9 protein-coding genes are annotated in these 12,767 nt (G+C 28.6%); all 9 read left to right on the top strand.

The window, feature by feature from the left end:
* The first annotated feature begins 7 nt into the window (after positions 1-7).
* The 9 genes from KGF52_RS05905 to KGF52_RS05865 all read left to right on the top strand — a co-directional run bounded on the left by KGF52_RS05905 (position 8) and on the right by KGF52_RS05865 (position 12,734).
* Entirely contained in the window at positions 8-1,462 is a 1,455-nt protein-coding gene (locus KGF52_RS05905) for an amino acid permease (RefSeq protein WP_255626172.1), read from the top strand.
* 162 nt (positions 1,463-1,624) lie between these two features.
* Entirely contained in the window at positions 1,625-2,920 is a 1,296-nt protein-coding gene (locus tag KGF52_RS05900; protein WP_227839456.1) for an MFS transporter, read from the top strand.
* Between the two features lie 170 nt (positions 2,921-3,090).
* A complete protein-coding gene (spoIVA, locus tag KGF52_RS05895; RefSeq protein ID WP_227829157.1) occupies positions 3,091-4,566 on the top strand; it encodes a stage IV sporulation protein A in 1,476 nt (491 codons plus the stop codon).
* Positions 4,567-4,720: 154 nt separating this feature from the next.
* Positions 4,721-6,652: a hypothetical protein gene (locus KGF52_RS05890; protein ID WP_227839455.1), complete on the top strand. Its 1,932-nt coding sequence runs from the start codon at positions 4,721-4,723 to the stop codon at positions 6,650-6,652.
* Positions 6,653-6,718: 66 nt separating this feature from the next.
* Complete coding sequence (locus KGF52_RS05885; protein ID WP_227839454.1) at positions 6,719-8,722, top strand: hypothetical protein; 2,004 nt, start codon at positions 6,719-6,721, stop codon at positions 8,720-8,722.
* A gap of 293 nt (positions 8,723-9,015) precedes the next feature.
* Positions 9,016-9,285, top strand: a complete 270-nt coding sequence (locus KGF52_RS05880; protein ID WP_227432440.1) for an ACT domain-containing protein — start codon at positions 9,016-9,018, stop codon at positions 9,283-9,285.
* Positions 9,286-9,310: 25 nt separating this feature from the next.
* On the top strand, positions 9,311-10,666 hold the full coding sequence (locus KGF52_RS05875) for a PFL family protein (protein ID WP_227829154.1): 1,356 nt from the start codon (positions 9,311-9,313) through the stop codon (positions 10,664-10,666).
* A gap of 340 nt (positions 10,667-11,006) precedes the next feature.
* The gene (locus KGF52_RS05870) at positions 11,007-11,204 is read left to right on the top strand and encodes a transposase (protein WP_227839453.1); all 198 of its coding nucleotides are present in this window, start codon (positions 11,007-11,009) and stop codon (positions 11,202-11,204) included.
* A gap of 1,173 nt (positions 11,205-12,377) precedes the next feature.
* Complete coding sequence (locus KGF52_RS05865; RefSeq protein ID WP_227839452.1) at positions 12,378-12,734, top strand: transposase; 357 nt, start codon at positions 12,378-12,380, stop codon at positions 12,732-12,734.
* Positions 12,735-12,767: the final 33 nt, after the last annotated feature.

Genomic DNA, 12,767 nt, shown 5'->3' with positions numbered 1-12,767 from the left:
CATATGTATGAATTTAAGTAAATTTAAAATTGGAGGAATTACAGTGAAAAAGAAGATTGGATTTTGGGATTTAGTATTTATGAATATATCAGCACTATTTGGGATTAGATGGATAGCTAAATCTACTGCCTCTAGTTTTGGGTTGGGTCTTGGTTCGATACCAGTTTGGTTGTTGTTTGCTTTTATATTCTTTGTTCCAGCATCACTTATATGTGCAGAGTTGGCTGCAACATATCCAAAAGATGGTGGACTTGGAGAATGGGTTAAACAGGCTTATGGAGAGAAGTGGGGATTTATGGTGTCATGGTTAAATTGGACATCAAAGATATTTTGGTATTCTTCCTTCTTGACATTTTTAGCTATAAATATTGCTTATATGCTTGGAAATCCTGCTCTATCAAACAATAAGATGTTTATTTTAGTGCTTTCACTTATAATATTCTGGATGTTATCCCTAGTAAGTACTCGTGGAATGGCATTTGGAAAATTCTTTACAAATACAGGAGCATTAGGTTCTACAATTCCGGCTATATTACTTATAGTGATGGCATTTATGTCTGTAGTTATTCTCAAAAAAGCTCCATCAGCATCTGTATATACAATCCAAAATATAATACCAAAGATAGATGCTAATTCACTAGTTTCTATATCTGCTATAATATTTGCACTATCAGGAGCTGAAACAACTGCTAATTTTATAACTGAAATGGATAATGCTAAGAAAAACTTTCCTAAAGCTATATTGACAGTAGCTGTTTTAATAGGAGGAATCTATATCCTAGGTTCAGTAGCAATAACAATGATACTTCCTCCAGATGAAATTGCAGCATCAACAGGAATACTAGATGCACTAGCTAAAGTTGCACAAGATTTAGGAATAGGAAGTTGGTTTATAAGAGTAGTAGCATTTGGGATAACTTTATCGGTACTTGGAGCACTAATACTTTATATAGCAGGTCCAGTAAAGATGCTTTTTGGAAATGTAAAAGAAGGTGTATTTCCTAAGCAATTAACTGTTACAAATAAACACAATATACCATCAAATGCTGTAGTAATTCAAGCTATAATAGTGAGTCTACTTCTTATAGGAACAAATTTACTGCCATCAGTAGATAATATATATAATGTTCTTGTTACTATGACAGCATTAACGGCATTGTTTCCATATGTATTACTTTTTACGTCTTATATAAGACTTAGAAAGACAAGACCAAACGAAGAAAGACCATACTCAATTGCAAAAAGTGATTCAGTTTGTATCAATATAGCTAGAATGGTACTTGTAGTGACTGTAGTGGGGATACTTTTTTCAACAGCACCAGTTATGGAGACTTTAAAAGATAATATAGTTTATGAGATTGAGATGATAGGTGGAGGTCTTTTTGTTATATTAACAGGTTTAATGATATGGAAGAACTATGAAAGGAAGGTATCTAATAATTCTGGGGATTCCTATAAATAAAAATATAATTATTTTAGTGAGCTAAAAGCATTTGTCTTTAGTTCACTAAAAATTATGGATAAATTAACATAATATATTAATAAATCTATAATATGTTGGGATGTTGAAAAATCAATAATTAGCTATCGTAAAAATTTATGAGTATTTACATAAGGAGGAAATATGTCAGTTGAAGTAAATAAACCAAGCATTTGGAAAAATTTCAAAGTCTTAATAATACTCTTTGTAGCAGGAGCCTTTATATATGCTTTACCATATTTAAAAAATTATTATTATGATACTTTTGCACAAGCATTTAATCTTACAAATACACAAATGGGTAGTTTAGGAAGTATTTATGGTTTACTTGCAATGGTATCATACCTTTTTGGTGGTTTCTTAGCAGATCGTATTTCAGCCAGAAAGCTACTTTCAGGTTCTTTAATTATTACAGGAGTATTGGGTCTTGTATTAACACTTTATCCTCCATATACTATTGTATTTTTAATCCATGCTTTATGGGGAATAACAACAATACTTACTTTTTGGCCAGCGCTTGTAAAAGCTGTTAGGATGTTAGCCTCTGAAAATGAACAAGGAAAGGCTTTTGGATTTATGGAAAGTGGTCGTGGAATTACCAATGCAATTCATTTATCTCTAGTCTTAATATTATTTGGATACATTTCATCAAAAGTAAGTGATAAATCTGGTCTTACAGCTATTATAGTGTTGTATTCAGCTATAAATGTAATAGTTGGATTATTAGTATTTTTTAAGTTAAAAGATAATGAAAAAGAGGTATCAGCCAAATTTGATAAAGAAGCTTTCTTTACAGTAATAAAAATGCCTCATACATGGATAATAACAATAATAATGTTTTGTTCATATTCAGCTAATATGTCATTTTACTATTTTACGCCATATTCAACTGAAGCATTTGGAGCAACTGTAGTATTTGCATCTGCAATATCAATATTAGCTCAGTATTGTAGACCAGTAGCATCAGCAGCCTCTGGATTACTTGGAGATAAAGTTGGTTCATCAAAGATTATATCTTATGGATTTATACTTATGATTGCAGGACTTTTAGGTGTAATATTTACACCAACAAAATCTTCTATGATTTATGTACTATTGATTGGATGTGTTGCAATATATGTATCTATGTATGCCATTCAAGGTTTACACTATTCGTTACTTGAAGAAGGTAATTATTCACTATCGATATCAGGAACTGCTATAGGTATAGTTGCTACATTAGGATATCTTCCAGAAGTACTTTGTCCTCTAGCAGCAGGAAAGATATTAGATGCATTTCCAGGTGTAACTGGATATAAGTACTACTTCATAGTTCTTACTATAGTAGCCATAATTGGATTGGTGTTTACATTTATATGGATGAATATGACTAAAGAAAGACGTAAAGAGCTTATTGAAATGAATAGTAAGTCAAATGAAAATACTACTAAAGTTAGTTAATATAATACACTACTATTTGGGCTAGCATTATAATTTAATTTACATTGAAATTTGCAAATTTCTATATGTAAACTAAATTAATATTGCTGGTCTTTATTTTTCTATTTTAAGAATATTAACCTCGAAATCTAAATATAATTTAATAAGATTAGATGTATAGGAGGAATAATATGAATAATAATATATACGAAGATATATCCAAAAGGACTCAGGGGGATATATATATTGGAGTAGTGGGACCTGTAAGAACAGGAAAATCAACTTTTATAAGAAAGTTTATGGAAAAGTTGGTTATCCCAAATATAGACAATGAGTTCAAAAAAGATAGAACAAGAGATGAGATACCTCAAAGTGGTTCAGGCAAAACTATAATGACAGTAGAACCAAAATTTGTACCAGCAGATGGTGTAGAAATTAAAATAAAAGACACAGTATCTTTAAAAGTGAGAATGGTAGATTGTGTTGGATACATAGTTGAAGGAGCTTTAGGTCATGAGGAAGGTGGAAAGCAAAGATTAGTATCCACTCCTTGGTCACAAGAAGCTATGACATTTGAGAAAGCAGCAGAGATAGGGACTAAAAAAGTTATAAAAGACCATTCTACAATAGGAATAGTTGTCTTAACAGATGGTTCAGTTACTGGTATTGACAGAAAAAGCTATGTAGAGCCAGAAGAGAGAGTTATACAAGAATTAAAAAATCTTAAAAAACCATTTGCTGTGGTTTTAAATACGTTAAGTCCTAGAAGTGAAGAAACAAGTCTGCTTAGAAATGAATTAGAGGAAAAATATGAAGTTCCAGTTCTTCCAATGAATATAGTTGAAATGGAAGATGAGGATATAGAAGAAGTTATGGAAACTGTACTATATGATTTCCCACTTACAGAAATAAGAATAAACTTACCTAAATGGGTGGAAGGTCTTGAGAGAAATCACTGGATAAAAAGCAGTATAATAACAACATTAAAACAGAGCATTATAGACATAGGTAAAATAAGAGATATAGAAGGAATTATGCAAGGTTTCTCTGAGTTAGAGTTTTTAGATGATACAGGTGTTGACCATGTGGAGTTAGGAGAAGGTGTCATAAATATTGACTTACAAACAAAGCAAGATTTATTCTATAATGTCCTTGAAGAAAAAAGTGGATTTAAAATTGAAGGAGATTATCAATTGCTTAGCCTGATAACTAGATTATCTAAAGTTAAAAATGAGTATGATAAGATAGAAAGTGCTTTAATGGATGCTAAGATAAAAGGATATGGAGTAGTAGCACCTTCTTTAGAGGAACTTAGCTTGGAAGAGCCAGAAATAATGAAACAAGGAAAACAGTATGGTATTAAGTTAAAAGCTAATGCACCATCACTTCACATTATAAAAGCAGATATATCTACAGAAGTTTCTCCTATAGTTGGAAATCAAAATCAAGGTGAAGAGATGATAAAATATCTCATGGAGGTATTTGAAGAACAACCAGCAGATTTGTGGGAGTCAAATATGTTTGGTAAGTCACTTCATGATTTAGTAAAAGAGCAGCTTCAAAGTAAATTATATACTATGCCAGAAGAGATAAGGGTTAAGATGCAAAAGACTCTACAAAAAATTGTAAATGAAGGAAGCTCTAATATTATAACTATTTTATTATAAGAATATAAGCTATTTATTAAAGTTAAACACTTGTTTACTTTAGTAAGTAGCTTTTTATTTATAAAAATTGACAATAAGTTCTAATTATGGAAAAATTATATTATATGAGATACATTTTTTAACATTATTATATTAAAAATATTAGGAGTAAAAGATGAAAAAATCTGAAATATTTATTTTTGTAAGCATAATAATACTCTGTTTTGTAATTTTTCCAAATAAGGTCTTTGGACAAGAGGAAACTTGTCTTGAAGATTTTAAAAGGTGGGTTCAAGAAAATAAAAATAATAAAGAAGAAATAGTTTATACTCTTTCTTGTGATATGGTAATAGATGAAGAGTTTAGATTTTATATTCCTTATGACAGTAATTTTACAATAGATACTAACAAATATAAAATACTGATAAAAAATCATGGAAAATTTATTATTGATGATAATGAACTAAATATAATAGGTGAAGGAGGAAAAGAAGGAGTAATACATGTAGAAAATGGTGGAAGTATAAGTATCGGTATAAATAACATAATTGCTACTGATGGGACAGCTTTATACGTCGAAGAAGGAGGAGATTTATATCTTGCATCATCCTATGAATATGTTGAAAAAATAAAGGCAAATGGAAAAAATGCAATAGGAATTTATACTGAAAATGATATCAGAATACCAAATAAGGATATAGAAGTGAATGGAGAGAGTGCTATAGGTGTTTATTCTAAAGGTGATGTTGAGATAGAAGAATCTTCAATAAAAGTTTATAGTAGTAACAAAGAAAATGGATTATTAAGAGATAATAATGAGTTGGTACAATCAATTGTATCAGAAAGCAAGAAAATTTATATAATTGGTAGTTATAATGAGCTTATACCAGCCATATCTGAAGATTCTGGCTATAATATTGTAAAATGTTGCCATAGGGGAATTGGTGTATTTAGTGAAGAAATAAAAGTAAGTAAAGATGATAAAATAGAAAATATAAAATTTTCCAAAGATATGGTATTAGAAACATCTAGCAGTAATCAAATTGATATAGATGTAGAATGGGATTTTACTGATTATTATGAAAAGCTAAAAAAAGAAGAAAATTTTAGTATAACAGGAAAGTTTAAAACAGAAACATTAAATAAAGAAAAAATTATAATAAATGATGATGTTGTTCCTATTTTGAATATATCTGTTGTAGAGAAAAAGCCAATAGACAATTTGGAATTGGAATTTCAAAATACAAGAAATGGATATGTAGCTGCTTTGTATTATGACATGCCATATAGTGCAAGTAAAGTTTTTGTTGAATATTCAAGCGACGGAATCAATTGGATATCTGAAGAACAGGAGGATATTAGAGAGCAAGCTATACTTTTCTTTGAAGATTTTAAGCTGCGTTGTTTTAGAGTAAGAGTGGAAGGAGGATTAAAAGAAGGGTATTCAAATATAGTTTTTAAACCAGGATTTATAGTGGGAGGTGGCGACAACCAAGAGACACCAGATGATGAACGGGAAAATGATGATATTGATGGTGACCGTGGCGGTGGTGGTAGAGATGACCCAGATAGAGAAGATTCTGAGATTATTGGAGATACAAATGACAATAATGAGAGTGAAGCTACTGATGAGCAAATACCTGAAGATTCCAATAAAGTTACAGAATCTAATGATGAAGAAAAAGATAATAAACCTCAGAAAGATGAAAATAATGATAACTCAGATGAAAAAAATATTAATACAGAGAATGAAACAGACAAAAACATTAATAATCAAGACAAAAATTTTAAGAGTAATGATTTAATCATGAAAAATAAAATTGAAAATAGTTTAAAGGAAATATTAACAGAAAATCACAATGAAAATGATGAATCTTCCAAAAGTACATTTAATGACAAGAATACCTTAAATCGACAAGATACTTCTGAAGTAGGTAAGTTTAATGATAAATTAGACTCTCCTTCTCAATCACAGAATAAAACTCAAAATTTTAATAGTGGAATTATCATTGGAATTGGAATTGTAGTTTCAACAATGCTATGTTCAATAACAGCAGTAAATCCTGGTATCATAAAGTATATAAATAAATTTATAAAATTTAAATAGTAAAATAAGTAAAATTGTTTAAAATAAGTTAATTTTATTTGATAAGAGAATTAGTAGGAGAAAAATATGAGCAAAACAAACAAAGCTTTTATTCTTATACATTTGTTAATTGTGATTTTTGTGCTTTTCCCAAATAAGAGTTTTTCCCAAGAAAGTAATTGTCTGAATGATTTTAAAAGTTGGATTTTGAAAAATGAAGATAACAGTGAAAAAATAGTTTACACTCTTCCTTGTGATATGGTAATAGATGATTATTTTGAACTTAATATTCCATATGGAACTAAGATTACGATAGATACTAATAAGTATAAGATACTCATAAAAGATAAAGGGAATTTTTTTATCAATGGGAATGAACTAAATATAGTTGGAGAAGGTGAAACTGAAGGTGTAATTCATGTAGAACGAGGAGGAAAGCTAAGGATAGGAATAGACAATATAACTGCTTTAAATGGGACTGCTTTATATGCAGAAAAAGAAGCTGATTTATTTATAGATACATATTATGGTGAGGTTGGAAACATAAAAGCAAGTGGAGAAAACGCTATAGGAATTTATTCGGAAAATGATGTTAGAGTAGACTGTAAAACAATTGAAGTTGATGGAGAAAATGCTATAGGAATTTATTCTAAGGGAGAAGTCGAAATAGAGGATACTTCAGTAATTGTTAATGATGATAATAAACAACAAAGTATAGGAGTAGGAAGTAACTCTAAAAAAGGAAAATCAATTGTATCAGAGACTAAGAATGTCTATATTATAGGAGACCAAAATATGATAATGCCAGGTATACCTAGAGATGATGATTATAATATTATAAGGTGTAATCGTAGAGGTATTGGAGTCTTTGAAGAGGAAATAATGATAACAAAAGAAGATAAAATAGAAGGTTTAAAATTCCCTCAAACTGTAACTTTAAAAACTTCTAGTGGAAAGTTTGTAACGTTAGATGTAGATTGGGATTTATCAAATTACTATACTGATTTAAATAAAGATACAGAATTCATAATAAAAGGAAAATTTAAAGAAGAACATCTAAATGAAAAGAATATAGTGCTAAATGATAATGTTGCTCCTATTTTATATGTTCATATTACAAATAAAGGACCTATAAATGATTTAGAAGTATTTTTTATAAACTCAAGAAAGGGTTATTCAGCTCTTTTCGATTATAGTATGCCATATAATGCCAAGAAGGTATTTGTAGAATATTCTGATGATGGTATAAATTGGGTAAGCAAAGAATTAGATTATATTAGCAACCAAGCTACACTTAATTTTGAAGATTTTAAGTTGAGATGCTTCAGAGTAAATGTAGAGGGTGGATTGAGAGACGGATATTCAAATATATTTTTAAAACCAGGATTTGTGATAGGTGGAGGTAGTGACCAGATGACACCAGAAGATGACCGAGACGTTATTATCGATGGAGGTGACCGTGGAGGTGGTGGTAGAGATGACCCAGATAGAGATGACAGTAGCAGTAAAAATGAGGGTAATAACAATGAAAATAAAGAAGATAATAATGACGAAAATAAAGAAAATAATAATGGCGAAAATAAAGAAAATAATGACAGTGCTAGTAATGAAAATAATGATTCTAATGGAGGAAAACCAAATGCTCCAGAAGATAACATAGGACCAAGTGCTGGTGGTGTTGATGATAAAAATCATCAAAATAATAAAGAAGATGCCAATATAAATAGTGATAAAGAAAATGATTATGAGGATAAAAATAAATTTAATAGTAAAAATTTAATGCCAGAAGATGATAGCAATTATAATTTAAAGCAAAAATCAGTATTTAGCAATAATAATCAATATTTCTCCTATAGGAATGTTTTTGTAAACAAAAATCAAGAAATAGATAATGGAAAGTTAGGAGTAAATAATTATGACGAAATAGCAAATTACAATGAAAATCTTAAGTCTATACCTAAAAAATATAATTTAAACAGAGAGATTTTCTTTTTACTCTGTATATTAACTCCAACTATGATTGGTTCTATATTAGCTGTAAATCCAAGTGTAAGAAAAAATGTAATAGAATTCATACAAATAAAAAAATAATTTTTAAAAAGGTATTATTTAGTGAATTATAAAGTTGATAAATAATACCTTTCAGTATTATGAAAACTATATATTACTATCAATAAAATGATATATAATATACAGTTTCGTTAAATAGTATAAAAATAATAGAATATTGAAAAAAAATTGACAAATGAATGTATAGGTATTAAAATATATTAAATATATACATAAAAAGTGATTTACCAACAAATAAATGAAATATATGTTAACAACTAGTTCAATTTGTAAAAATGTAAGATTTATAAAAAAATTAAGGGAGGATATTATTTATGAGAGCAATTTTAACAGTAATTGGGAAGGATAAACCAGGTATAGTAGCAGGTATTAGTGATGAGCTATACAAACAAAATATTAACATAGTAGATATTTCACAAAAAATACTTCAAGAATATTTTACAATGATTATGGTAGTTGATTTAGAAAAAGCATTAAATTCTTTTGAGCAAACAGTTGAAGATTTAATTGAAAGAGGAAAGAAATTATCAGTAGATGTAAAAATTCAAAGAGAAGAAATATTTAATTCAATGCATAATCTGTAGCAAACAGTAAGGGGAGGTGATAACAGTGAATGTAGGAAATATACTTGAAACAATCAAGATGATAGATGAAGAACAGTTAGATATAAGAACTATAACTATGGGGATTTCATTACTAGATTGTATAGACCCTGATGGAGATAAAGCGAGAGAAAAAATATATAATAAAATTATGAATTCTGCTAAAAACTTAGTAAAAGTTGGTAAGGATATAGAACGTGAATTTGGTATTCCAATTGTAAATAAAAGAGTATCAGTAACTCCAATCTCTATTATTGCAGGTGCAACAGATGAAGAAGATTATGTGAAATTTGCACAGACATTAGATAGAGCAGCAGAGGATTTAGGGATAGACTTTATTGGTGGATTTTCAGCATTGGTTCAAAAAGGATATACAAAAGGTGATAAGATATTAATTAAATCAATCCCAAAAGCTTTAGCAAGTACTAATAAGGTATGTGCTTCAGTAAATGTAGGTTCTACAAGATGTGGTATAAATATGGATGCAGTAAAAGAAATGGGAGAAATTATAAAAGAAACTGCAGAAATGACAAAAGATGCAAAAGGTTTTGGTTGTGCAAAACTAGTAGTATTTTGTAATGCAGTAGAAGATAATCCATTTATGGCAGGAGCATTCCATGGTGTTGGTGAAGCAGATAGAATTATCAATGTTGGTGTAAGTGGTCCTGGAGTTGTTAAGAGAGCTTTAGAAAAGGTAAAAGGAGAGCCATTTGATGTTGTCGCAGAAACTGTTAAAAAGACAGCATTTAAAATTACAAGAGTTGGACAACTTGTAGCAAAAGAAGCTTCTAATAGACTAGATGTCCCATTTGGAATAATAGACTTATCATTAGCTCCTACACCTGCAATTGGCGATTCTGTAGCAAATATATTAGAGGAAATGGGTCTTGAAGTTGTTGGTACTCATGGTACTACAGCAGCATTAGCCCTTTTAAATGATGCTGTTAAAAAAGGTGGAGTTATGGCATGTTCACATGTTGGAGGACTTAGTGGAGCATTTATACCAGTATCTGAAGATGCAGGTATGATTGATGCTGTTATTAAGGGTGCTTTAAGTATAGATAAACTTGAAGCTATGACTGCAATTTGTTCTGTAGGTCTTGATATGATAGCTGTGCCAGGAGACACTACAGCAGGTACACTTGGAGCTATGATAGCTGATGAAGCAGCAATAGGTATGATTAATAATAAGACTACAGCAGTTAGAATTATACCAGCACCAGGATGCGATGTAGGTGACATGGTCGAGTTTGGAGGTCTTTTAGGACGAGCACCAGTAATGCCTATAAATAAAAATTCATCTGAACTATTTACTCAAAGAGGAGGAAGAATTCCAGCTCCTATACATTCATTTAAAAACTAAGTACATTTACATATCTAGTATAATTTAAGAAAAAATAGTTTTCTATTTAGAACAAAGTCTAGATTAAAAAATTATAACTAAGAACATAAATTTAAAATTAATTATTTGAATTAAAGCAATAATAAAGGGGATGTGTCAAAATAAAAATTTGAATCATCTCTTTTTTTGTAAAAAAAGAGAGAAAAGCAATTTAAAAATATTGTATGTGATGCTGGATATGAAAGTTAAGAAAACTATAAGTATTTAGAAGATCAAAACCTTAATTCATATATTAAACCTGCAAATTACAAACAAATTAAAAAGCATAGCTTTAAATCCTATAGTAGGAAGAAAAGAGAATATGAAATATGATTCTGAATCAGATGTATATACTTGTGCTAATAAGAGACTTCTTAGACCTATATATCTGAAAAAGAGAACGAATAAAAGTGGATATACATCTGAAGTACAGGTGTATAAATGTGAAAGCTGCAATGATTGCTTTTTATGTAGCAAATGCTTTAAAGGTAAGAATAATAAAAAGATTGAATATTCTTGAATTTAACTAAACTTAGGAAGCGTAGTCAAGATAATATTAAAAATAAAGTAGGAATTTTGCTTAGAATGTATTACTCTATTCAAATAGAAGAAACTTTCGGTGTTACAAAACAAGACTATAAATGTAAGAAATTAATATTATCTATTGGCGTTAGCCTTTGATATTTATAAATTGCATAATCGAATACAAAAATATAGATTCAGAAAACACTTATTTGAAATAGCTATGTAGTTAATTTTTTATACATATGCTTTATTTCTTGTTCTCAAATTTACTCAGTATTAAAATTTAAGATACTAATCAAAAAAGGAGTTAAACTTAAAATTTGATTAGAAAAAAATCAATTTTGAGATAACTCCTGTTTTCCACTTAGTTAATATAAAACACTAATTCAAATCTAGTATTTTCAATACTTTCAATCACACAAAGCACTGAATTATAAGTAGTGTTTTTGATATTTAAAAAAACACCTTGTAAAACAGTATTTCCAATTCTTACAGCGTTTGTTTTCAAAATATTGCACACTGCATATTATATATTCATTATATCGTATTTTATCTAGCAAAAATCTAGATTTATTAAATAAACTAAATATAAAGAACTAAAATTATTTAAATTTATATATACATTTTTTATTTAGTTTTAGATAAAGAAACAGAGAAATTTGAAACTATTTTGTTTTGTACGTATTCACTATAAGACTAGAGTACAAAGAAGAAAAAGTAATGGAGGGAAGAAACTACTCACATACTACTTAGTTAATATAAAAAGAATACTCTTTAAATAAAACAATAGAAAGACCTTCATTTACATACTACTTAGTTAACATAAAACCTTCCAGGTAAATTTAATGAATTTATCTTACCTGGTGAATTTACATACCACTTAGTTAATATAAAACTTGGATAGGCTTTACAACAAGCATATGCTAATAATTTATTTACATATCACTTAGTTAATATAAAACCCTAATTTAAAATCATTATTTTCTTAAATATCATACACTGAATATTTATTATAACATATCTTATATTGAAAAAATTTTCCATTTATTGAATAAATAAAATAACTTATATAATAAATTATATATACACTTTTTATTTTAGATAAAAAAGTAGAGCAGTTTGAAACTACTCTATTTTCCATCTATTTTGAAAAATATAGAAAATAAATATGAAATATGATTCTGAATCAGATGTATATACTTGTGCTAATAAGAGATTTATTAAAGTTACATATCTAAAAAGAAAACAAATAAAAATGGATACATATGAAGTACAAGTGTATAAATGTGAAAGCTATAATAATTGCTTTTTACGTGGAAAATGCTTTAAAGGTAAGAATAATAAAAAGATTGAATGTTCTAAAGTTTTAACTAAACTTAGGAAGCGTAGTCAAGATAATATTAAAAATAAAGTAGGAATTTTGCTTAGAATGAATCACTCTATTCAAGTAGAAAGAACTTTCAGTGTTACAAAACAAGACTATAAATGTAAGAACTTAATATTATCTATTGGCGTTAGCATATGATATTGATAAATTGCATAATCGAATACAGAAAAG

The organism is Clostridioides sp. ZZV15-6597 (assembly GCF_020657815.1).
In the GTDB taxonomy this organism is placed as follows: domain Bacteria; phylum Bacillota; class Clostridia; order Peptostreptococcales; family Peptostreptococcaceae; genus Clostridioides.
The sequence above is the reverse complement of the archived record's forward strand: the minus strand, read 5'-3'. Positions and strand labels throughout refer to the sequence as shown.

Coding starts and splice junctions, on each gene's coding strand:
- KGF52_RS05900 (WP_227839456.1), top strand. CDS start 1,625: ATGTCAGTTGAAGTAAATAAACCAAGCATTTGGAAAAATTTCAAAGTC.
- spoIVA (WP_227829157.1), top strand. CDS start 3,091: ATGAATAATAATATATACGAAGATATATCCAAAAGGACTCAGGGGGAT.
- KGF52_RS05865 (WP_227839452.1), top strand. CDS start 12,378: ATGAAATATGATTCTGAATCAGATGTATATACTTGTGCTAATAAGAGA.
- KGF52_RS05885 (WP_227839454.1), top strand. CDS start 6,719: ATGAGCAAAACAAACAAAGCTTTTATTCTTATACATTTGTTAATTGTG.
- KGF52_RS05880 (WP_227432440.1), top strand. CDS start 9,016: ATGAGAGCAATTTTAACAGTAATTGGGAAGGATAAACCAGGTATAGTA.
- KGF52_RS05890 (WP_227839455.1), top strand. CDS start 4,721: ATGAAAAAATCTGAAATATTTATTTTTGTAAGCATAATAATACTCTGT.
- KGF52_RS05905 (WP_255626172.1), top strand. CDS start 8: ATGAATTTAAGTAAATTTAAAATTGGAGGAATTACAGTGAAAAAGAAG.
- KGF52_RS05870 (WP_227839453.1), top strand. CDS start 11,007: ATGAAATATGATTCTGAATCAGATGTATATACTTGTGCTAATAAGAGA.